The sequence below is a fragment of the Pseudomonas benzopyrenica genome, assembly GCF_036884265.1.
GTDB classification, from domain to species: Bacteria; Pseudomonadota; Gammaproteobacteria; order Pseudomonadales; family Pseudomonadaceae; genus Chryseomonas; species Chryseomonas benzopyrenica.
In genome coordinates this window covers 1158133-1180252 of record NZ_CP145723.1, presented here as the reverse complement: position 1 = coordinate 1180252, position 22120 = coordinate 1158133, and the positions used below count along the sequence as shown (strand labels likewise).

The following is a 22120-nucleotide window of genomic DNA, read 5'->3' as shown; positions in this document are numbered from 1 at the left end:
TTCCTTGTTGGGGCGCTGGCTATAGCTGACACCCTAACACCCCTGGGTGACAACGGCTGTGACGGCTCATAGGGGTTTGTCACCCTGGGCATGCTGCTCCCACAGCCGGCGATAGTGGCCGTCGGGCCGCTGCAGCAGCGATTCGTGACTACCCTCCTCCACCTTGCGGCCGTCGCGCAGCACCAGGATGCGATCGGCATGGCGGATGGTGGACAGCCGGTGCGCCACCACGATCAGGGTGACCTGGCCACGCAATTCGTCCAGCGCCCCCTGGAGCCGCGCCTCGGTGGCGCTGTCGATGCTGGCGGTGGCCTCGTCCAGCAGCAGCACCTTGGGTTCGCGCAAGAGCGCCCGGGCCAGCGCCAGCAGCTGCCGCTCGCCGGTGGACAGGGTGAAGCCACGCTCGCCCAGCAGGGTATCCAGGCCTTCCGGCAACCGTGCCACCAGGTCATCCAGGTGGGCGGCGGCCAGGGCCTCGCGCAGGCGCGCATCCGGCACCTGGCTACCCAGCAGCAGGTTGTCCCTGAGACTGCTGGAACGGATGAAGGGCTCCTGGGGCACGCTGGCCAAGGCGGCGCCCAGCACTTCCGGAGTCAGCGTGCCCAGTTCGCGACCGTCCAGGCAGAGGTGGCCGCCGGTGACCGGTTGCAGTCCGGCGAGCAGGTCGAGCAGGGTCGACTTGCCGCTGCCGGTGGGGCCGACGATACCGAGAAAGGTGCCCGGAGCGATGTCCAGGTCGATGCCGTGCAGAGTGTCGTGCCCGGCGCCGGCATGGCGGAAGCGCACGGCGTCGAGATGGAAGTGCGCGGTCGCGATGGGGCGGTCATCTTCGCCGCTCAGCGCCGGCTTCTCTTCCAGCAGGTGCAGCAGCCGGGTGCCGGCCACCGTGGCCTGCTGGAACAGGTTGAATCTCTGGGTGATGTCCATCAGCGGCTCGGTCACCCGGCCCAGGTAGGTGACGAAGGCATAGAGCACGCCGATCTCGGCGCCGCCCTGCAGATGCCCCATACCGTAGACCAGCAGCAGCACCGCCAGCACCGCCACGCTGACCAGATCCAGCGCCGAGCGCAGCAGCAGGCCGGAGACACGGATGGTGCGCATGCGCGCGCCGTACTGGGCCTGGTTGAGCCGCTGGAAATCCTGGCGGAAGCGCTCGGTCTGGTTGAAGGCCTGCAACAGACCCATGCCGCCGATGGCCTCGCCCAGCCGGGCGCTCTGCTCGGCGCGCAGCATCCGCACCTCCATGGCCGCCGCCCCGCTGTATCGCTGATAGGCCCAGACGATCAGCACCGCGGCCGGGATCAGCAGCACGGCGATGGCCATCAGGCGTACGTCGAGCAGCGCCATGGCCACCAGGATGCCGATCAACAGCACGATGTTGCCGACCATGTTGCCGAGAAAGGCCACATAGAGTTCGCGCAGGGCATCGGTGTCGTTGGTGACCCGCGCCACCAGTTCGCCGGTGGCGGTGCGATCGTGGAAGCTCTGCGGCAGGCTCAGCACGTGGCGGAACAGCCGACGCCGCTGCAGGAGCACCACGTCCATGGCGATCTCGGCGAAGCGTAGCGATTGCAGGTAGCGGCCATAGGCGGCCAGGCTTTGGGAGACCACATAGGCGGCGACCAGGCCCACCAGCGGCCAGAGGCGCAGGTCGTGGGGCACCAGGTAGTTGTCCAGGTAGTGCTTGGTCAGCCAGGGCCCCAACACATCGAACAGGGTCGCCACGACCAGGATCGCCAGGGTGCCGGCCAGCTTGCGCGGATTGGCCAGCACCGGCTTGAGCAGCAGGGAAAGCACGCGGGTCTTGGTCATTGGCCGGCCTCCTCCGCCTGCTGCAGATTCCAGAGTCGGGCATAGAGACCACCGGCGGCGAGCAGCTCGCCATGGCGGCCCCGCTCCACCAGGCTGCCCTGGTCGAGCACGATGATCTCGTCGGCGTGCTGCACGGCCGAGAGCCGGTGGCTGACGATCAGGGTGGTACGCCCCTGCAGTCCGGCCAGCGTCTTGAGCAGACGGGCTTCGGTGGCGGTATCCACCGCCGAGAGGGTGTCGTCCAGCAGCAGGATGGGCGCCGGAGAGAGCAGCGCCCGCGCCAGGGCCACCCGCTGGCGCTGGCCGCCGGAGAGGGTCAGGCCGCGCTCGCCCACCGGCGTATCCAGCCCTTGCGGCAGGCCCGCCAGGTCGGTGCCGAAGGCGGCGGCGTCGAGGGCTTCGCGGATCTCTCCGGCGGTGGCGTCGGGGCGACTGAGGGCGACGTTTTCGCCCAGGGTACGGGCGAACAGGAAGGGATCCTGGGGCACATAGGCGAACTGGGCGCGCAGGTCGCCCAGCCGATAGTCCTCCAGCGGCACCCCCCCCAGGCGAATGCAGCCCTGCTCCAGCGGAAACTGGCGCAGCAGCAGGCGCAGCAGGGTGCTCTTGCCGCTGCCGGTGGCACCGACGATGCCCAGCGTATCGCCCGCGGGCAGGTCGATGACCACGTCCTGCAAGGCCGGCTGGCGCGCCTGGGGATAGGTGAAGGCCGGGATATAGACCGACAGATCCGCCTGGTCCGGCGGCGTCTGAGTGCCTTCGTCACGGATGCGCTCGGTGACGGCGAACACCTCCTCCAGCCGACGGGCACCCGCTTCGCCGCGCTGCAGCAGGTTGAAGCACCAGCCGATGGCGAACATCGGCCAGATCAGCTGCACGAGATAGAGGCTGAAGCTGGTCAGCTGGCCCAGGGTGATGTGGCCATCGAGATAGCGCCAGCTGCCCATGACCAGGGTCAGCAGGGTGGCGAGACTCAGGGCGACGAAGATGATCGGCTCGTAGCGCGCCTCGGTGCGCTGCACCTGGTAGTCGGCCTTGGCCACGCTGCGGGCGCGGGCGTCGAAGTCATCCAGCTCGGCTTCGATCAGGGCATGCTGGCGCAGCATGCGCAGGCCGCTGAGGGCTTCCTGGGTACGGTCGTTGAGGGCGGAAAAGCCGGCCAGCGCCAGGCCGAAGCGCTGCTGCACCCGCCGCGCCACGCGATAGAAACCCCAGGCCATGAAGGGAAAGGGCAACAGCGCCAGGGCGGCCAGGGGTGCGTCGATGCCGATGAACATGGCCAGTAGTACCAGCAGCAGGGTCAGCATGCCATCGAAACTGGCCAGCACCCCTTCGCCGGCGGCGGTCTCCACGGCGTCGATGTCCTGGGTGGCGCGGGCCAGCAGGTCACCGGTACGACTGGACTGGAAGAAGCCGGGATCCAGCCGCGCCAGCTTGGCGAAGAAGGCATCGCGCAGCTCCACGCCGACCTGGTAGGAGGTGCCGAACAGGCGCACCCGCCACTGATAGCGGAGCACATAGAGGCCACAGCCGACCGCCACGATCAGGGCGACGCGCCAGAGCAGGCCGGTCTGATCCAGCTCGCCGGCACGCAGGGCGTCGATGGCCTTGCCGATCCACCAGGGCAGGGTCAGGTTGAGCAGACCGACGCCCAGCAGGCAGAGGATGGCCGTCCCGTAGGCACGCCGTTGGCGCAGGAAGAAATCACGCAACAACCGCCACAACGCCATAGAACCGCCTTACCCGAGCAAAGGTGCAGTATATCGGCTACCCAACCGGCAGCGGAGTTCCTTCGTCCCGATCCGGGTCCCATGTCAACGGGTGGCGCGGGGCGCGAGGTCGTTGTAGGGTGCCACTCCCTGCGGCGCCCGGCCGCGGCGCCCCTTTTTCCCTTTGCTAGGCTGACGTCCATGACCCTCGAACCCCAACGTCCCGTCGTCCTCTGCCTGTCCGGCCACGATCCGAGTGGCGGCGCCGGGCTGCAGGCCGACATCGAAGCCCTGCTCGCCCAGGGCTGCCATGCCGCCCCGGCGGTCACCGCGCTGACCGTGCAGGACACCGTCGACGTGCGGGACTTCCGGGTGCTGGATCGCGAGTGGGTGCTGGCCCAGGCCCGGGCGATCATCGCCGACCTGCCAGTGGCGGCGGTCAAGCTGGGCATGCTCGGTTCGGTGGAGATGGTCGAGACGGTGCTGGAGATCATGGAAGCGCTCCCTGGCGTGCCCCTGGTCTGCGATCCGGTGCTGCGCGCTGGCGGTGGCGGCGCGCTGGGCAAGGACGAGGTCGGCTACGCCATTCGCGAGCGCCTCTTGCCGCGCGCCACCATCGCCACCCCCAACCTGCCCGAGGCGCGCATCCTCGCCGAGTTGCCCGAGGGCACCCCGGAGCAATGCGCCGAGCGCCTGCTGCCCTTTTGCGCCCACCTCCTGATCACCGGCGGCCATGGCGAAGAACACGAGGTGCACAACCGCCTCTATGACCGTGCCGGTGGCTGCGAGACACACGTCTGCCAGCGCCTGCCCGGCAGCTACCACGGCTCCGGCTGCACCCTGGCCAGCACCCTGGCCGGGCGCCTGGCCCTGGGCGAAGCCCTGCCCAGTGCGGTGCGCAGCGCCCTGGACTACACCTGGCGCACCCTGAGAGACGCCGAGCGCCCCGGTCGCGGCCAGTACGTGCCGCGGCGCCTGCCACTGGACTTCTGCTCATGAGCCCCCTGCGCGGCCTCTACGCCATCACCGACAGCGTGCTGCTCGCCGAGGGTCGCTTGCTGCCCTATGTCGAAGCTGCCCTGCAGGGCGGTGCCCGCCTGGTGCAGTACCGCGACAAGTCAGGGGATGCCAACCGTCGTCATGACGAAGCCGCGGCTCTTGCCGAACTCTGCCGGCAGCATCAGGCCCAGCTGATCATCAATGACGACCTGCCCCTGGCTCGCCAGCTGGGCGTCGGCCTGCACCTGGGTCAGGAAGACGGCTCCCTAGCCGCGGCCCGCGCCGAACTGGGTACGGAGGCCATCCTCGGCGGCACCTGCCACGCCAGTCTGGAATTGGCCGAGGCCGCGGTCCAGGCCGGCGTCAGCTACCTAGCCTTCGGTCGCTTCTTCGCCTCCAGCACCAAGCCGGATGCCCCGCCAGCGCCCCTGGAATTGCTCGACCAAGCCCGCAGTCGTTTCGCTCTGCCCGTCTGCGCCATCGGCGGTGTCACCCTGGACAATGCCCCACATCTGCTCGCCCACGGCGTCGACCTGCTCGCCGTCATCCACAGCTTGTTTTCCGCCGCTAGCGCGGGCGAGGTGGAGCGCCGCGCGCGCGCCTTCGCCCGGCTATTCACGGCCTGATCCCCTTCAAGGAGACCCCTATGTCCCGCTCCGCGCAACTCTTCGACCAGGCCCAGCGCCACATCCCCGGTGGCGTCAACTCGCCGGTCCGCGCCTTCAAGAGCGTCGGCGGCACGCCGCTGTTCTTCAAGCACGCCCAGGGCGCCTATATCGTCGACGAGGATGACAAGCGCTATGTCGACTACGTCGGTTCCTGGGGTCCGATGATCCTCGGCCACAGCCATCCGGACGTGCTCGACGCCGTGCGCCGCCAGCTGGAACACGGTCTCTCCTATGGCGCGCCGACCGCCCTGGAAACAACCATGGCCGACCTCATCTGCGAGATCGTGCCGTCCATGGAAATGGTGCGCATGGTCAGCTCCGGCACCGAGGCCACTATGAGCGCCATCCGCCTGGCGCGCGGCTACACCGGGCGCGACACCATCATCAAGTTCGAGGGCTGCTACCACGGTCACTCCGACAGCCTGCTGGTCAAGGCCGGTTCCGGCGCCCTGACCCTGGGCGTGCCCAGCTCCCCCGGCGTCCCGGCGGCCTTCGCCCAGCACACCCTGACCCTGGCCTACAACGACCTGGGCGAAGTGGAAGAAACCCTGGCCAAGGTGGGCGACCAGATCGCCTGCATCATCGTCGAGCCGGTGGCCGGCAACATGAACTGCGTACCGCCGGCGCCGGGTTTCCTGGAGGGGCTGCGCAGCCTCTGCGATCGCTACGGCGTGGTGCTGATCTTCGACGAGGTCATGACCGGCTTCCGCGTCGCCCTGGGTGGTGCCCAGGCGCACTACGGCATCCGCCCGGACCTCACCACCTTCGGCAAGATCGTCGGCGGCGGCATGCCGGTCGGCTGCTTTGGCGGCAAGCGCGAGATCATGGAGAAGATCGCCCCGCTCGGCCCGGTCTACCAGGCCGGCACCCTGTCGGGCAATCCGCTGGCCATGGCCGCCGGCCTTACCACCCTGCAACTGATCCGCCGTCCCGGCTTCCACGCCGAGCTGACCGACTACACCACGCGAATGCTGCAAGGCTTGCAGGACCGCGCCGATGCCGCCGGTGTGCCCTTCGTCACCACCCAGGCAGGCGGCATGTTCGGTCTCTACTTCAGCGGCGCCGAAGACATCGTTACCTTCAGCGATGTCATGGCCAGCGATAGCGAGAGGTTCAAGCGCTTCTTCCACCTGATGCTGGACGGTGGCGTCTACCTGGCGCCCAGCGCCTTCGAAGCCGGCTTCACCTCCATTGCCCACGGCGACGAGGAATTGCGCATCACCCTGGACGCCGCCGAGCGCGCCTTCGCCACCTTCAAGGACTAGGACCCGTCTGACAGGTGTCGTTCGTCTCGCCTGTGGAACCTCTCTGCCCCGCCGGCCTCACACACTAGTTGAGTAGCCGGCGTCACGGGTAAAAAAGTTCCGCCGTTGCGCGTAAAGGTTTTGAAAGCGTGCGTCGGCTTGACCCATAATGAGATGTCGGCGCGTTTCGCCGACCGGGTTCTCCGAACCTGCCTCGCTCGTGGAGGCGCTTCATGCACCGCGCTGGTCGTACCCTGTGCGCAGCCCTGATCCTGATGCCCCTGGCCGCCCTGGCCGGAGGCAATTCGCTGCTCGTCCCCAGCACCAGCCGTTGCAACCTGAATCTGGCCAACGAAGCCCTGGCGCAGGCGATCGCCCGCTGCCAGCAGATCGCCCATGAAGGCGATTCCCAGGCGCAGTACGAACTCGGTGACTTCTACTACGAAGGCAAGCAGACGCCCAAGGATCTCAACCAGGCGCGCCAGTGGTTCGAGCAGGCCTCGCTCAAGGGCAATGCCGATGCGCAGAATCGCCTCGGCAACATGTTCTTTCGTGGCGAGGGCGTACCACCCAACAACATCCAGGCCTACATCGTGCTGAAGATGGCCGCCATCAACGGCAACGACGAAGCCATGGACACCGCCGACCTGGTCAGCGCCCAGATGCGCCGTGACGAGCTGGAGATGGCCACCCAGGTGCTGGGCCAGATCTTCCGCGACTATCTGCAGGACATGCAGACCGCGGACAATCTCAATCCCTTCCAGCCGCCGCAGAACTGACGGCGAGCCCGGTCAGGGCTTGTCGGGCATGGGCATGGGAAACGGCATGACATTGGTGCCACCCTTGGCTTCGCTGATCTTGGGCTGCCCCAGGCGCTCCACCTCATCGATGCGGATGATCGAATGCATGGGCACGAAGCTGCGCACCACGCCTTCGAATTGCGCCTTGAGCTTTTCCTCGCTCGGATCCACCACCACCTGGGTGCGCTCGCCGAACACCAGCTCCTCGATTTCCAGGAAGCCCCAGAGATCGCTCTGGAAGATCTGCTTGGCGTAGATCTCGAAGACCTGACCCTGGTTGACGAAGATGACCTTGTAGATGGCCGGCTTGCTGGGGGATGAGCTCATGGTGGACGCGGGTTTCGCCGAGGAAAAAGGGGGCAGCGAGCATAGCACGCCGGCCCCGGCAGCCGTCAGCGTTCGCCAGGGGTTTCCAGCCAGGCCCGCTCGGCCACCACGACTGTCACCCAGTCGATGAAGACCCGCAACTTGGCGCTGACATGACGATTGGGCGCGAAGGCCAGATACAGCGGCAGGGATGCCACCTGCCAGTCCGCGAACAGCCTGACCAGTTCGCCACGATCGACCGCTTCCGCTGCCAGGTAGTGCGGCAGGCAGACCACCCCTAGTCCGGCCTGCCCCGCCGCCAGGCAGGCATTGCCGTCGTCCACCTCCAGACTGTGGCGGCCCTGCAGCTCCAGGCGCTCGGCGCCGCGCTGCAGGGCATAGGGAAAGCCCTTGCCCCTACCCCAGAGAAACCGCACCACCCGGTGCGGCGTCTCGGCCAGGTCGGCGGGATGAACCGGCACACCCTGGGCGGCGAGATAGGCCGGTGCGGCATAGCACCCCAGTTGCAGCGCTCCCAGCGGCCGGGCCACCAGGTACTGCTCGCGGATGGGCCCGCCGCGGATCACGCAATCGACGTTATCGCCGATCAGATCCACTTGGCGATCGCTGACGCCCAGCTCGAGCTGGATATCCGGATAGCGCTCGAAGAAGTCCGGCAGGGCCGGGATCAGGATCAGCCGCGCCAGCGGGCTGGGCACGTCCACCCGCAGGCGGCCACGGGGCGTGCGGGTGGCGACCGAAAGCCCCGTCTCGGCATCGTCCACCGCTGCCAGCACGCCCAGGCAGCGGTCGTAATAGGCCGCGCCGTCGGCGGTGACCTGCACCTGCCGGGTGGTGCGATTGAGCAGGCGCACCTGCAGGTGCGCCTCCAGCTGCTGCACCTGCTGGGTGACGCGGGTGCGGCTGCTGCCGAGGGTCTCGGCCGCGCGGGTGAAGCTGCCGGCTTCCACCACCCGCACGAAGGTCTGCATCGCGGCGAACAGATCCATGCCGATTCCTGAACAGGGGATTGTTTGGATTGTACAAACAATGCTGACCGCCTGGCCGGGTTTATCCCCTGGCGAGCGGCGCCTAAGGTGGCTCCAGCGATCCCTACCGGAGCCCCAGCATGACCCGCGACGTCGTCTTTCCCGCCCAGCGCCACGCCCTCTACGAACAGCACCGCTATTCGCCAGCCATCCGTTCCAACGGCTTTCTCTTCGTCTCGGGCCAGGTCGGCAGCCGCGCCGATGGCTCACCCGAGCCGGAGCTGGAGGATCAGGTCCGCCTGGCCTTCGCCAATCTCGACGCCGTCCTCGCCGCGGCCGGCGCCACCTTTGCCGACGTGGTGGACGTCACCCTGTTCATGGTCGATGCCGAAGCCAGCTTCGAGCGGATCTGGCCGGTGCTGCTGGAGCACTGGGGCACGGCGCCCTACCCCACGGTGACCGCGGTCGGCGCCACCTGGCTGGCCGGCTTTCGCTTCGAAATCAAGGTCATCGCCCGGCTGCCGGAGGACGCTGCCCAGGCCTAGACCGACCGCCTTCCGGGCGGCTCTTCCCCGCCCGGAAGGCCATCATTATAATGCGCGGTCCACTCGCCACCGACTCCCTGCCGCGCATGTCCAAGAAGCTCTATATCGAAACCCATGGCTGCCAGATGAACGAATACGATTCGTCGCGCATGGTCGACCTGCTCGGCGAACGGGAGCCGCTGGAAGTCACCCAGAATCCGGCCGAGGCCGATGTCATCCTGCTCAACACCTGCTCGATCCGCGAGAAGGCGCAGGAGAAGGTGTTCTCCCAGCTCGGTCGCTGGCGCGAACTCAAGCTGGAGAATCCCGATCTGGTGATCGGTGTCGGTGGCTGCGTGGCCAGTCAGGAAGGCGCTGCCATTCGCGACCGCGCGCCCTATGTCGACGTGGTCTTCGGGCCCCAGACCCTGCACCGCCTGCCGGAGATGATCGACGCCGCGCGCACCACCCGGGCGCCCCAGGTGGACATCTCCTTCCCCGAGATCGAGAAGTTCGACCGCCTGCCCGAGCCGCGCATCGACGGCCCCAGCGCCTTCGTCTCCATCATGGAAGGCTGCAGCAAGTACTGCACCTTCTGCGTGGTGCCCTATACCCGCGGCGAAGAGGTCAGCCGGCCGCTGGACGACGTCCTCGCCGAGATCATCCACCTCGCCGAGCACGGCGTGCGCGAGGTAACCCTGCTGGGCCAGAACGTCAACGGCTATCGGGGCGCCACCGGCGACGGCCGCATCGCCGACTTCGCCGAGCTGCTCTATGTGGTGGCGGCGGTGGACGGCATCGACCGCATCCGCTACACCACCTCGCACCCGCTGGAATTCTCCGACGCCCTGATCCAGGCCCATGCCGAGATCCCGGAACTGGTGAAATTCGTCCACCTGCCGGTGCAGGCCGGGTCGGATCGCATCCTGGCGGCCATGAAGCGCAACCACACGGCGCTGGAATACAAGTCGCGCATCCGCCGGCTCAAGGCGGCGGTGCCGGACATCTGCATCAGCTCGGACTTCATCGTCGGTTTCCCCGGCGAGACCGAGAAGGACTTCGAACAGACCATGAAGCTGATAGAGGACGTCGGTTTCGACTTCTCCTTCTCCTTCATCTACAGCGCCCGCCCCGGCACCCCGGCGGCGGACCTGGTCGACGACACCCCCGACGAGGTCAAGAAGCAGCGCCTGCAGATCCTGCAGACGCGCATCCACCAGCAGGGCTTCGAGATCAGCCGGCGCATGGCCGGCAGCGTCCAGACCATCCTGGTCAGCGATTTCTCCAAGCGCGATCCCGGCATGCTGCAGGGCCGCACCGAGAACAACCGCATCGTCAACTTCCGCTGCAGCGATGCCAGCCTGATCGGCCAGTTCGTCCAGGTGCACATCGACGAAGCCCTGCCGCACTCCCTGCGCGGCACCCTGCTGGCCCCCGTCGCCAGCGGTGCGCGCCCGCCCGTCGCCGTCGCGCTGGCCTGATGGATGGTCACACGCGCCCTTTGCCAAGGGCGCGACCCAGGTTACTCTCACGCTACGTCAAGTTTTCGTAAAGCCAATCCAAAGGGTTTCCCAGCACACCTTGAATACCCCCCAGACGCTCCAGCACTTCACCCTCGAACCCTTCGATGCCGACCGTTTCGCCAACCTGTGCGGCCAGCTCGATGAAAATCTGCGCCAGATCGAACGCCGTCTCGGCATCGAGATCCGCAATCGCGGCAACCAGTTCGAACTGGTCGGCGAGCCCGAGCGCACCCGCGCAGCGCAGAATCTCTTGCAGCGCCTCTATCGCGAGACCGCCAGCGGCACGGCGGTGGCACCGGAACTGGTGCACCTCTATCTGCAGGAATCCGGTCTGGAAGCCCTGCAGGAAGAGCACCGCAGCGGTGGCGACACCAGCGTCGCCCTGCGCACCAAGAAGGGCATGATCCGCCCGCGCGGCGCCAACCAGCAGCGCTACGTCAAGTCGATCCTCGATCACGACATCAACTTCGGCATCGGTCCGGCCGGTACCGGCAAGACCTACTTGGCCGTGGCCTGCGCCGTGGACGCCCTGGAGCGCGAGCAGATCCGCCGCATCCTGCTGGTGCGTCCGGCGGTGGAAGCCGGCGAGAAGCTGGGCTTCCTGCCCGGCGACCTGGCACAGAAGATCGACCCCTATCTGCGACCGCTGTACGACGCCCTCTACGAGATGCTCGGCTTCGAGCAGGTGGCCAAGCTCATCGAGCGCCAGGTCATCGAGGTCGCGCCGCTGGCCTACATGCGTGGCCGCACCCTCAACAATAGCTTCATCATTCTCGACGAGAGTCAGAACACCACCCTCGAGCAGATGAAGATGTTCCTGACCCGCATCGGTTTCGGCTCCACCGCGGTGATCACCGGTGACGTCACCCAGGTCGACCTGCCGCGCGGCACCAAGTCGGGCCTCAAGCACGTCATCGAGGTCCTGCGCGACGTGCCCGGCATCGGCTTCACCCACTTCGAGTCCAAGGACGTGGTGCGCCATCCGCTGGTGCAGCGCATCGTCGAGGCCTACGACCGCTTCGAGGCGCTGCAGGACCAGCCGCGTGCGTCTGGAGAGGATCGCCATGGCGATTGAACTGGACGTCCAGGTCGCCAGCGAGGCGGCCGACCTCCCCGAGGAGCCGGACTTACGCCGCTGGTGTGAACTGGCCCTGCGCGCCCGCCAGGGCGACTCGGAACTCACCATCCGCCTGGTGGACGAAGACGAAGGCCGCGAGCTGAATCGCACCTGGCGGCACAAGGACTACGCCACCAACGTGCTGTCCTTTCCGGCCGACGTGCCGGACGAATTCCTCGATATCCCCCTGCTCGGCGACCTGGTGATCTGCGCCCCCGTGGTGGCCCGCGAGGCCGCCGAGCAAGGCAAGCCCGCCAAGGCGCACTGGGCGCACCTGGTCATCCACGGCTGCCTGCACCTGCTCGGCTACGATCATCTGGAAGATGACGAAGCCGAGGAGATGGAAGACCTGGAACGCCAATTGCTCGCTGAACTGGGCTACCCCGATCCCTACGGTGAATGACACACACATGAACGAAGATCGATCAGGCACTGGGCATCGTTCCTGGCTGGAACGCATCGTCCAGGCATTTGCCCATGAACCCAAGAGCCGCCAGGAACTGCTGGAACTGCTGCGCGAAGCGCACGAGAACAAGGTGCTCGACAGCGAGGTGCTGTCCATCGTCGAAGGCGCCATCTCGGTGGCCGACCTGCAGGTGCGCGACATCATGGTGCCGCGCTCGCAGATCATCAGCATTCGCGCCCAGCAGACCCCCGCCGAATTCCTGCCGGCGGTGATCGAGGCGGCCCACTCGCGCTATCCGGTGATCGGCGATGGCCCCGACGACGTGCTCGGCCTGCTGCTGGCCAAGGACCTGCTGCCGCTGCTGCTGGACCCTGCACGGGTCTTCGACTTCAAGACGGCGCTGCGCCCGGCCACCTTCGTGCCCGAGTCCAAGCGGCTCAACGTACTCCTGCGCGAATTCCGTTCCACCCACAGCCACATGGCCATCGTGGTGGACGAATACGGCGGCGTCGCCGGCCTGGTGACCATCGAGGACGTGCTGGAGCAGATCGTCGGCGAGATCGAGGACGAGCACGACGTGGAGGAAGAGAGCTTCATCAAGTCGCTGCCCAATGGCGACTTCGTGGTCAAGGCGCTCACCCCCATCGAGACGCTCAACGAGATTCTGGAAACTCGCTTCGCCGACACCGAGGCCGACACGGCCGGCGGCCTGGTGATGAATCGCCTGGGCCACCTGCCCAAGCGCAACGAGGAAACGGTGATCGACGATTTCCGCTTCCGCGTCCTCAACGCCGACGGCCGCCGCATCCACCTGCTGCGCGTGACCCCGGTCAACCGCTAGCACGGCCCAGGCAATGCCCATCGCACGCCCTCCTACGGACCGCCGTAGGTTGGGTTGAGCGCAGCGAAGCCCAACAGGCCTTGCCTCGACTGCACGACTGTTGGGCTTCGACGATAGAATCGTCCTAGCCCAACCGACGGATCGCCATGGCCGCGATAGCCTTTACCATCCCCTCCCCAACTGCGACCTGGCTCGCTCTCCCTCAAGCGCCTTTGGCACTGACTCGCGCTGGCGAGTAAGCTTGCGCAGCCTCGATCGGACCAAGGATTTTCGATGCGCTGGATCTCTCAACCCGGCTGGAAGGGCAACCTTCTGGCGCTCTTCGCTGGCGCCCTCACGCCCCTGGCGTTGGCCCCTTTCAACATCTGGCCGCTGGCACTGCTGTCCGCCAGTCTCTTCTACCTGGGCCTCAAGGGGCTCGGCGCCTGGCGCGCCCTGCTGCGCGGCTGGTGCTACGGCTTCGGCGCCTTTCTCGCCGGCACCAGCTGGATCTACGTCAGCATCCACACCTACGGGGCCGCGCCGGTGCCCCTGGCGCTCTTTCTCACCGTGGGCTTCTGCGCAGGCATCGCGCTGTTCTTCGCCCTGCCCGCCGGCCTGTGGGCGCTGTGCCTGAGACGCAACCAGGCACCCCTGGGCGACGCCCTCACCTTCGCCGGCCTGTGGTTCGCCCTGGAGCTGTTTCGCAGCTGGGCGCTGACCGGCTTTCCCTGGCTGCTGCTGGGCTACAGCCAGCTCAGCGGTCCCCTGCAGGGGCTGGCGCCCCTGGGCGGCGTCTGGCTGATCTCGGCCGTGCTGGCCTTTACCGCGGCGCTGCTGGTCAACGCCCCGCGGCTGATCCTGCGACCGGTGGCCCTGGTCGCGGCCCTGGTGCTGGTGGCCCTGCCCTGGGTGGCCGGCGATGTCTTCCAGGGCCAGGTATGGACGCAACCGGCCGGCGCGCCGCTCAAGGTCGCCGGGATCCAGGGCAACATCGCCCAGGAACTCAAGTGGAATCCCGACCACGCCCGCGCCACCCTGGCGCTCTATCGCGACCGTACCGCCGAGCAGACCGACGCCGACCTGGTGGTCTGGCCGGAAAACGCCATTCCCGTGCTGCGCGAATACGTCAGTGACTTCCTCGCCGCCGAAGGCGCCCAGGTGGCGGCCCATGGCGGCGCCCTGGTGACCGGCCTGCCCGCCCGGGAACGCGACGCCGACGGCGATTCGCGCTACTTCAACAGCATCACCGCGGTCGGCAACGGCTCGGGTACCTACTACAAGCAGAAGCTGGTGCCCTTCGGCGAATACGTGCCGCTGCAGGAATACCTGCGCGGCCTGATCGGCTTCTTCGACCTGCCCATGTCCGACTTCGTCCGCGGCCCCGAGCAGCAGGAGCCACTACTGGTGAAGGGCTATCGCGTGGCGCCCTACATCTGTTACGAGGTGGTCTATCCGGAATTCGTCGCCAGCATGGCGGCCCAGAGTCAGTTGCTGCTCACCATCAGCAACGACACCTGGTTCGGCAAGTCCATCGGTCCGCAGCAGCACCTGCAGATGGCGCAGATGCGCGCTTTGGAAAGCGGTCGCTGGCTGGTACGGGTTACCAACGACGGCATCACCGCCCTGGTCGATCCCTTCGGTCGCATCAGCCGGCAGATCCCGGCGTTCGAGGTCGGCGTGCTGCAGGGCAGCGTGGTGCCCATGGATGGCCTGACGCCCTATCTGCACTACCGCCTCTGGCCGCTGGCGATCTTTTCCGCCCTGGTGCTGCTGTGGGGCCTGCTGCTGCGTCGGCAGGATCGTCCCGAAGAGGCACCGCTGGTGGTGACTCAGCGATAAGCGAGCGGATAGAGCAAAAGCCCGGCGGCCTCGTTGAGCAACTGGGCGGTCTGCTCGACCGCCTTGGCTTCCGGCAGCCAGCCACCGAAGGGCCGTGCGTTGGGAATACCGATGAAGCCCATGGGCGCGGCAACCACCTGGAAGCCCTGACGTTCGAAGCACCAACGCGAACGGGCCATGTGATAGGCCTGGGTCACCAGCACCACCCGCTTCACCCCGGCCTCACGCAGCAGCGGCGCACTGAGGGTGGCGTTCTCCCAGGTGGTGCGGCTGGCACCTTCCTGCCAGCGCACCGGCACCCCGAGGTCGCGCTCCATCACCTCGGTCATCAGTGCCGCCTCGCTCAGCGGGCGGTCATTGGGCGAGCCTCCGGTGATCAGCACCGGCAGGCCGCTGGCCTTGGCCAGCCGCGCCGCATAGCGCAATCGCTCCACCGCCAGGTGACTGGCGGCATCGCCGGCCCAGCCCGGATCGTCCACCTCGCGCCCGGCGCCCAGCACCACGATGGCATCGGCCTGCTGCGCAAGCGTCGCCCAGCGCGCTTCGGGCAGGGCGGCGTCGCGCTCCAGCAGGCGACCGCCGGTTTCCACCACCACCGGCAGGGTACTGGCCCAGAGCCCCAGCAGACCGCCCAGGAAGCAGGCCAGGCCCAAACGGGGATAGCGACGACGCAACCACCACCCCAGCAACAGGAGCAGCAGCAGGCCGCCCGGTGGCAGCAGCAGTTGCTTGAAGAAATAGCGCAGACCCATGGTCTCTCCGGTCGAGGCGACCTCCGGGCCGCGGCGGCGCTCAGTGTAGGGGAGCGCGGACCCGGGCAGAAGGACTCTCGACCAGGACCTGCCGCCCCTGGCAATGACTGCAAAAGGATCCCGCCGGCTGTACCCGCCCGCAGCCCAGGCAGCAGGCCATGACCGCCTCCGTCGCCTGGTGACGTTCCAGCCAGCGCCTGATCAGGGCGTACTCGGCCGGACTCAGGCCCTGCACCTCGACCTCCCCATCGGCGCTGTCATAGAGACGCTCCTGGGTAGCCGCCTCATCCAGCGCCAGCGCCAGGCGCCGTTGCAGGCGCACGTCGACGGGCAGCTTGTCGGACTCGCGTCGAAACTTTCCCATGATGGCGATCATCCTCCCGGGTAATTGAACGGACGTTTGATCAGCCTAGTACGGCCTTCTCGACCCTGCCTCCCCTGGAGTGCGAAACAAGCGACAGCCCGGGACATTTCCCCGCGCTCGGGGGGTCATGTATGCTTGGCGGCTCGATCAAACGCCTCTGCAGCCCTCGACACGCCCATGCACGAACACTATCAGCCCCGCGAAATAGAAGCCGCCGCCCAGTCCTTCTGGGACCAGAATCTGTCCTTCAAGGCCACCATGCGTCCGGGCCAGGAGAAGTTCTACTGCCTGTCGATGTTCCCCTACCCCAGCGGCAAGCTGCACATGGGGCACGTGCGCAACTACACCATCGGCGACGTCATCGCCCGCTACCAGCGGATGCTGGGCAAGAACGTCCTGCAGCCCATGGGCTGGGACGCCTTCGGCATGCCCGCCGAAAACGCCGCCATGAAGAACGGCGTGGCCCCGGCCAAGTGGACCTACGAGAACATCGCCTACATGAAGTCCCAGCTGCAGAGCCTGGGCCTGGCGATCGACTGGTCCCGCGAGGTCACCACCTGCAAGCCCGACTACTATCGCTGGGAGCAGTGGCTGTTCACCCAGCTGTTCGAGAAGGGCATCATCTACCGCAAGAACGGCACGGTGAACTGGGACCCGGTGGACCAGACCGTACTGGCCAACGAGCAGGTCATCGACGGCCGCGGCTGGCGCAGCGGTGCGCTGATCGAGAAGCGCGAGATCCCCATGTACTACTTCCGCATCACCGACTATGCGGAAGAGTTGCTGACCTCCCTCGACGGCCTGCCCGGCTGGCCCGAGCAGGTCAAGACCATGCAGCGCAACTGGATCGGCAAGTCCCGCGGCATGGAGGTGCAATTCCCCTATGACCAGGACAGCATCGGCGCCGAAGGCACCCTGAAGGTCTTCACTACCCGCCCCGACACCCTGCTCGGCGCCACCTATGTCGCCGTGGCCGCGGAACACCCGCTGGCCACCCAGGCCGCCCAGGGCAATGCCGAGCTGCAAGCCTTCATTGACGAGTGCAAGCGCGGCGGCGTCGCCGAAGCCGACATCGCCACCCAGGAGAAGAAGGGCCTGGACACCGGCCTGTTCGTCCGCCATCCGCTGACCGACGCCCGCCTGCCGGTGTGGGTCGCCAACTATGTGCTGATGCACTATGGCGACGGCGCGGTCATGGCCGTGCCCGGTCACGACGAGCGTGACTTCGAATTCGCCAACAAGTACCAGTTGCCCATCGTCCAGGTGGTGGATACCGCCGAGGCCACCCGCGTGCTGGCCAATCCGGACGACTACAGCCCCGCGGAATACGAGCGCTACCAGTTCGACCCGGTGCAGTGGAAGGACTGGTACGGCAGCAAGGAAGGCTTCCTGATCAATTCCGGCGCCTACGACAACCTGAGCTACGACGCCGCCTTCGACGCCATCGGCGCCGATCTGCAGGCCAAGGGCCTGGGTCAGCCGCGCACCCAGTTCCGCCTGCGCGACTGGGGCATCAGCCGCCAGCGCTATTGGGGCTGCCCGATCCCGATCATCCACGGCGAAGATGGCATCGACATCCCGGTGCCGGCCGACCTGCTGCCGGTGGTGCTGCCCGAAGACGTGGTGCCGGACGGCGCCGGCTCGCCCCTGGCGCGCATGCCCGAGTTCTATGAGACCGTCGATCCGCGCAATGGCCAGCCGGCCCGGCGTGAAACCGACACCATGGATACCTTCGTCGAAAGCTCCTGGTATTTCGCCCGCTATGCCTCGCCGAACTTCACCGGCGGCATGCTGGACAAGGAAGAAGCCAACTACTGGCTGCCCGTCGACCAGTACATCGGCGGCATCGAGCACGCCATCCTGCACCTACTTTATTCGCGCTTCTTCCACAAGCTGATGCGCGACCAGGGCCTGATCGATTCCGACGAGCCCTTCGAGAATCTGCTGACCCAGGGCATGGTGGTGGCCGAGACCTACTACCGCACCCTGCCCAACGGCAGCAAGGACTGGTTCAACCCGGCCGATGTCGAGGTGGAGCGCGATGCCAAGGCCAAGGTGATCGGCGCGCGCCTGAAGAGCGACGGCCAGCCGGTGGAAATCGGCGGCGTCGAGAAGATGTCCAAGTCGAAGAACAACGGCGTCGATCCCCAGGCGATGATCGACCAGTACGGTGCCGATACCTGCCGGCTGTTCATGATGTTCGCCTCGCCGCCGGACATGAGTCTGGAATGGTCCGATTCCGGCGTCGAGGGCGCCAGCCGCTTCCTGCGCCGCGTCTGGCGTCTGGCCCAGGCCCACGTCACCCAGGGCCTGCCGAGCGCCGACGCCCTTGGCGAGCTGTCGCCGGCCCAGAAGGAGGTGCGCCGCGCCATCCACCTGGCCATCCGCCAGGCCAGCCAGGATATCGGTCAGCATCACAAGTTCAACACCGCCATCGCCGCGGTCATGACCCTGATGAATGTGCTGGAAAAGGCTGCCCAGGACAGCGACACCGATCGCCGTCTGCTGCAGGAAGGCCTGGAGGCCGTCACCCTGCTGCTGGCCCCCATCACCCCGCACATCGCCCACGGTCTCTGGCAGCAGCTGGGCCACAGCGATGCGGTCATCGACGCCCGCTGGCCGCAGGTGGACGAAAGCGCCCTGGTGCAGGACAGTCTGCAGATCGTCATCCAGGTGAACGGCAAGCTGCGCGGCCAGATCGAAGTACCGGCCGATGCCAGCCGCGAGGCCATCGAGGCCGCCGCCCGCGCCAACGAGAACGTGGCACGCTTCACCGAGGGCCTGACCATCCGCAAGGTCGTCGTGGTCCCGGGTAAACTGGTCAACATCGTCGCCAACTAAGACACGCGAACGGAGCAGACAACAGATGAAGAAAAGGATTCTCCCCGGCCTTGCGGTAGTCGGCCTGGCGACCCTGCTGACCGCCTGCGGCTTCCAGCTGCGTGGCACCGGCGAAACCCGCCTGACCGTGAACGAGCTGAACCTGACGGCGCGCGACGCCTATGGCCAGACCGTCAAGGACGTACGCGACATGCTCGAGGACGCCCATGTGCGGATCACCTCGGGCGCGCCCTACACCCTGGATCTGGGTGGCGAAGCCCAGAGCGAGCGCACCGCCAGCTACACCAGCGGCGCACGCAGTGCCGAGGTCGAGCTGACCACCCGTCAGCCCTACACCATCATCGGCAAGAACCAGGCGGTGCTGGTCAGCGACTATCTGGAAACCCAGCGCTACTACGTGACCGACCAGAACAACATCGTCGGTTCCGAACAGCAGAAGGACCAGCTGCGTCGCGAAATGCGTCGCGAACTGGTGCAGCAGCTGGCCGCCCGCCTGCAGGCCCTGACGCCGGAGCGCCTGGACAAGCTGCAGCGCGACGCCGATGCCCGCGCCGCCGCCAAGGCCGAAGCCGACCGCCGCGCCCGCGAGTCCGCCCCGCCGCAGCAGTCGCCGATCGACATCCCCACCCCCGCGCGCTAAGCGCCGCAGCCGGAGCCGCAAGGCTCCGGTTTGCCCTTCCGGTTCAGCATGAAACTCAACGCCAATCAGCTGGGCAAGCAGCTCCAGGGCTCGCTGGCCGCCGTCTATGCCGTCAGCGGCGATGAGCCCCTGCTCTGCCAGGAAGCCAGCGATGCCATTCGCGGCGCGGCCCGCGCCCAGGGCTTCGACGAGCGCGAGGTCTTCGACGTCGATGCCGGCTTCGACTGGGGTCGTCTCTACGAGGCCGGCGCCAGCCTCTCGCTGTTCGCCCAGAAGCGCATCCTCGAATTGCGCCTGCCCACCGGCAAGCCCGGCGACAAGGGCTCCGCTGCCTTGCTCGACTACCTCGCCCGCCCGGCCGAGGACACCCTGCTGCTGATCAGCCTGCCGCGCCTCGACGCCGCCGCCCAGAAGACCAAGTGGGCCAAGGCCCTGCTGGAGCACCCGCAGGCGCAATTCGTGCAGATCTGGCCGGTGGAACTGGCGCAGTTGCCGCAGTGGATCAACCAGCGCCTGTCGCGCCTGGGGCTGGCCGCCACCCCCGAAGCGGTCGAACTGATCGCCGAGCGGGTGGAAGGCAATCTGCTGGCCGCCGCCCAGGAGATCGAAAAGCTCCGCCTGCTCATCGAAGGCTCCCAGGTGGACGCCGAGACCGTACGTGCCTCAGTGGCCGACAGTGCCCGCTACGACGTCTTCGGCCTGCTGGATGCCGCCCTGGCCGGCGATGCGGAGCACGCCCTGCGCATTCTCGAAGGCCTGCGTGGCGAAGGCGTGGAGGCGGCCGTGGTGCTCTGGGCCCTGGCCCGGGAACTGCGGCTGCTGGCCAACCTGGCCCATCTGCAGGAAAGCGGTACGCCCCTGGAGCGCGCCTTCACCCAGGTCAAGCCGCCGGTGTGGGACAAGCGTCGCCCCCTGGTCAGCCGCGCCCTGCAGCGCCAGGGCGCCCGCCGCCTGGAAGCCCTGCTGCGCGAGGCCCAGGTCGCCGACGAACAGATCAAGGGCCAGGCGCCCGGCGAGGTCTGGCTGACGCTGGCCAGCCTGGCCCTGACGCTCGCCGGCAAGCGACTGGCCCTGCCCAGGTCCTAGCGCTGGCCGGCGCTTGTAATGGCCGGCCCTTGCAATAGACTGGCGTGCCCCCATCAAGGGGGAGTCCCCACCCCTCGGAGCACGCACTCATGGCCAAGAAATACAGCCGCGGCCCCAACAAGGCCAAGGTCCTCGTCAGCGATCCCCGTTATCGCGCCCGCCAGGAAAAGCCCGCCAAGGGCAAAGGCAGCTACCGCCGCGAAGCCTTCTCGTTGCAAGACGAGAAGGCTTCGGTCTTTCTGGCCGCCTGAAAGCCGCGCTCAGACGCCTGACAGACGTCAGGACCCGGGCCGTGCTAAGGTGAGCCTTCCTGCCTAGACGTCCGGTGGAGACAGATGCAATTCGGGAAAACCCGCGGATTCAAGACCGGCGGCCTCCTCGCCGGAACCCTGGTCACCCTGCTGACCGCCGCCCTGGCCGCCTGCGCCCAGACCCAGACGACGCCCACCGCGGCGCCCTCTTCACCCGCCTCGTCCAAACCCGCACCCGCGGCCAATGCCCCCGCCTCGGCGGCCGAGGCCCTGCCGCAACCGGATGAGAGCTTCGAGCAATGGCGCAGTCGCTTTCGTACCCTGGCCCTGGGCCGGGGCATCTCGGCCGCTACCTTCGACCAGGCCTTTGCCGGCGTGCAACCCGATCCGGCGGTGATCGCCGCCGATCGCAGCCAGCCGGAATTCACCAAGCCGGTCTGGGAGTACCTGGAATCCGCCGTCTCGCCCCTGCGGGTGCGCAACGGCAAGAGCCTGCTGATCCAGCAGGCCGGGCTGCTGGCCTCCCTGGAAGCCCGCTACGGCATCGAGCCAGCGCGCCTGGTGGCCTTCTGGGGCATGGAAAGCAACTACGGCAACAACATGGGCAACAAGGGCGTCATCCGCTCTCTGGCTACCCTCGCCTATGAAGGTCGCCGCCCGGACTTCGCCCAGGACCAGCTCATCGCCGCCCTTGGCATCCTGCAGCACGGCGACGTCACCGCCGACCGCATGATCGGCTCCTGGGCCGGCGCCATGGGCCAGACCCAGTTCATTCCCACCACCTACGACCAGTACGCGGTGGACTTCGACGGCGACGGTCGCCGCGACATCTGGGGCTCCACCGCCGACGCCCTGGCCTCTACCGCCAACTACCTCAAGGCCTCCGGCTGGCAGGACGGCAAGCCCTGGGGCTACGAGGTCCGGGTCCCGGCCAACTTCGACTACAGCCTGGCCGACATGGGCGTGCGCAAGAGCCTGGCCGAGTGGAACGCCCTGGGCATCCAGGGCCTCGGCCTGCCGCAACCGGCCGCCCAGCCCAGCGACAGCGCCTCGCTGCTGCTGCCCGCCGGCCATCGCGGTCCGGCCTTCCTGGTGTTCAACAACTTCCGCACCATCCTCAGATACAACAACTCCAGCTCCTATGCCCTGGGCGTGGCGCTGCTCTCGGAGCGCTATCGCGACGCCGGCCAGATCGCCGGCAACTGGCCCACCGATGACCTGCCGTTGAGCCGTAGCGAGCGGGTCGAACTGCAGCAGCGCCTGGCTGCCCTGGGGCTGGACCCGGGCAGTGCCGACGGTATCATCGGCGCCAACACCCGCAAGGCCATCCGCGCCTACCAGCAATCCCAGGGCTGGCCCGCCGACGGCTATCCCAATCACCAGCTGCTGGAAAAACTGCGCGGCTGAGGCCTTCGACGACCCGTACC

General features: G+C 67.4%; 21 protein-coding genes. 15 read left to right on the top strand and 6 right to left on the bottom strand.

What is annotated here, in order from left to right; translation table 11 throughout:
* Window positions 1-66: 66 nt before the first annotated feature.
* A complete protein-coding gene (locus V6W80_RS05460) occupies window positions 67-1812 on the bottom strand; it encodes an ABC transporter ATP-binding protein (RefSeq protein ID WP_338546098.1) in 1746 nt (581 codons plus the stop codon).
* Complete coding sequence (locus V6W80_RS05455) at window positions 1809-3542, bottom strand: ABC transporter ATP-binding protein (protein ID WP_338546097.1); 1734 nt, start codon at window positions 3540-3542, stop codon at window positions 1809-1811. The genes V6W80_RS05460 and V6W80_RS05455 overlap by 4 nt, the downstream gene beginning before the upstream one ends.
* A gap of 180 nt (window positions 3543-3722) precedes the next feature.
* Here V6W80_RS05455 and V6W80_RS05450 point away from each other — a divergent pair, with 180 nt between their 5' ends.
* From V6W80_RS05450 to V6W80_RS05435, 4 genes are all read left to right on the top strand, one after another.
* Complete coding sequence (locus V6W80_RS05450) at window positions 3723-4520, top strand: hydroxymethylpyrimidine/phosphomethylpyrimidine kinase (protein ID WP_042136259.1); 798 nt, start codon at window positions 3723-3725, stop codon at window positions 4518-4520.
* Entirely contained in the window at window positions 4517-5146 is a 630-nt protein-coding gene (thiE, locus tag V6W80_RS05445) for a thiamine phosphate synthase (RefSeq protein WP_338546095.1), read from the top strand. Before V6W80_RS05450 ends, thiE begins: the two co-directional genes overlap by 4 nt.
* 20 nt (window positions 5147-5166) lie before the next feature.
* On the top strand, window positions 5167-6453 hold the full coding sequence (gene hemL, locus V6W80_RS05440) for a glutamate-1-semialdehyde 2,1-aminomutase (RefSeq protein ID WP_064308514.1): 1287 nt from the start codon (window positions 5167-5169) through the stop codon (window positions 6451-6453).
* A gap of 212 nt (window positions 6454-6665) precedes the next feature.
* On the top strand, window positions 6666-7211 hold the full coding sequence (locus V6W80_RS05435; protein ID WP_338546092.1) for a tetratricopeptide repeat protein: 546 nt from the start codon (window positions 6666-6668) through the stop codon (window positions 7209-7211).
* Between the two features lie 12 nt (window positions 7212-7223).
* On the opposite strand, the gene V6W80_RS05430 is transcribed toward V6W80_RS05435, so the two are convergent.
* Both V6W80_RS05430 and V6W80_RS05425 read right to left on the bottom strand, forming a co-directional pair.
* Window positions 7224-7559, bottom strand: coding sequence for a DUF1820 family protein (locus V6W80_RS05430; protein WP_007159644.1), 336 nt, complete (start codon window positions 7557-7559; stop codon window positions 7224-7226).
* 65 nt (window positions 7560-7624) lie between these two features.
* Entirely contained in the window at window positions 7625-8548 is a 924-nt protein-coding gene (locus tag V6W80_RS05425; RefSeq protein WP_338546090.1) for a LysR family transcriptional regulator, read from the bottom strand.
* A gap of 119 nt (window positions 8549-8667) precedes the next feature.
* Here V6W80_RS05425 and V6W80_RS05420 point away from each other — a divergent pair, with 119 nt between their 5' ends.
* The 6 genes from V6W80_RS05420 to lnt all read left to right on the top strand — a co-directional run bounded on the left by V6W80_RS05420 (window position 8668) and on the right by lnt (window position 14759).
* Window positions 8668-9072, top strand: a complete 405-nt coding sequence (locus tag V6W80_RS05420; protein WP_160923651.1) for a RidA family protein — start codon at window positions 8668-8670, stop codon at window positions 9070-9072.
* Window positions 9073-9158: 86 nt separating this feature from the next.
* Window positions 9159-10532, top strand: a complete 1374-nt coding sequence (miaB, locus tag V6W80_RS05415) for a tRNA (N6-isopentenyl adenosine(37)-C2)-methylthiotransferase MiaB (protein WP_085984318.1) — start codon at window positions 9159-9161, stop codon at window positions 10530-10532.
* Between the two features lie 100 nt (window positions 10533-10632).
* Window positions 10633-11649, top strand: a complete 1017-nt coding sequence (locus tag V6W80_RS05410) for a PhoH family protein (RefSeq protein WP_064308511.1) — start codon at window positions 10633-10635, stop codon at window positions 11647-11649.
* Complete coding sequence (ybeY, locus tag V6W80_RS05405) at window positions 11639-12094, top strand: rRNA maturation RNase YbeY (RefSeq protein ID WP_017642497.1); 456 nt, start codon at window positions 11639-11641, stop codon at window positions 12092-12094. Before V6W80_RS05410 ends, ybeY begins: the two co-directional genes overlap by 11 nt.
* 7 nt (window positions 12095-12101) lie before the next feature.
* Window positions 12102-12938 (top strand): HlyC/CorC family transporter, encoded by an 837-nt coding sequence (locus V6W80_RS05400; RefSeq protein WP_017642498.1) that lies wholly within the window; start codon window positions 12102-12104, stop codon window positions 12936-12938.
* A gap of 273 nt (window positions 12939-13211) precedes the next feature.
* Window positions 13212-14759, top strand: coding sequence for an apolipoprotein N-acyltransferase (gene lnt / locus V6W80_RS05395; protein WP_338546086.1), 1548 nt, complete (start codon window positions 13212-13214; stop codon window positions 14757-14759).
* On the opposite strand, the gene V6W80_RS05390 is transcribed toward lnt, so the two are convergent.
* Both V6W80_RS05390 and V6W80_RS05385 read right to left on the bottom strand, forming a co-directional pair.
* Window positions 14750-15511 (bottom strand): YdcF family protein, encoded by a 762-nt coding sequence (locus tag V6W80_RS05390; RefSeq protein ID WP_184291655.1) that lies wholly within the window; start codon window positions 15509-15511, stop codon window positions 14750-14752. The two genes, lnt and V6W80_RS05390, sit on opposite strands and share 10 nt — an antisense overlap.
* A gap of 40 nt (window positions 15512-15551) precedes the next feature.
* A complete protein-coding gene (locus tag V6W80_RS05385) occupies window positions 15552-15875 on the bottom strand; it encodes a hypothetical protein (protein ID WP_237509619.1) in 324 nt (107 codons plus the stop codon).
* 177 nt (window positions 15876-16052) lie between these two features.
* Here V6W80_RS05385 and leuS point away from each other — a divergent pair, with 177 nt between their 5' ends.
* From leuS to V6W80_RS05360, 5 genes are all read left to right on the top strand, one after another.
* The gene (gene leuS, locus V6W80_RS05380; protein WP_064308507.1) at window positions 16053-18716 is read left to right on the top strand and encodes a leucine--tRNA ligase; all 2664 of its coding nucleotides are present in this window, start codon (window positions 16053-16055) and stop codon (window positions 18714-18716) included.
* Window positions 18717-18741: 25 nt separating this feature from the next.
* Window positions 18742-19356, top strand: a complete 615-nt coding sequence (gene lptE / locus V6W80_RS05375) for an LPS assembly lipoprotein LptE (RefSeq protein WP_017642503.1) — start codon at window positions 18742-18744, stop codon at window positions 19354-19356.
* A gap of 48 nt (window positions 19357-19404) precedes the next feature.
* Window positions 19405-20442, top strand: a complete 1038-nt coding sequence (gene holA / locus V6W80_RS05370) for a DNA polymerase III subunit delta (RefSeq protein ID WP_017642504.1) — start codon at window positions 19405-19407, stop codon at window positions 20440-20442.
* Window positions 20443-20531: 89 nt separating this feature from the next.
* Window positions 20532-20693 (top strand): alternative ribosome rescue factor ArfA, encoded by a 162-nt coding sequence (arfA, locus tag V6W80_RS05365; RefSeq protein WP_007159657.1) that lies wholly within the window; start codon window positions 20532-20534, stop codon window positions 20691-20693.
* An 84-nt stretch (window positions 20694-20777) separates the two neighbouring features.
* Window positions 20778-22100: a lytic murein transglycosylase gene (locus tag V6W80_RS05360; RefSeq protein WP_338546080.1), complete on the top strand. Its 1323-nt coding sequence runs from the start codon at window positions 20778-20780 to the stop codon at window positions 22098-22100.
* The last annotated feature ends 20 nt before the right edge of the window (window positions 22101-22120 follow it).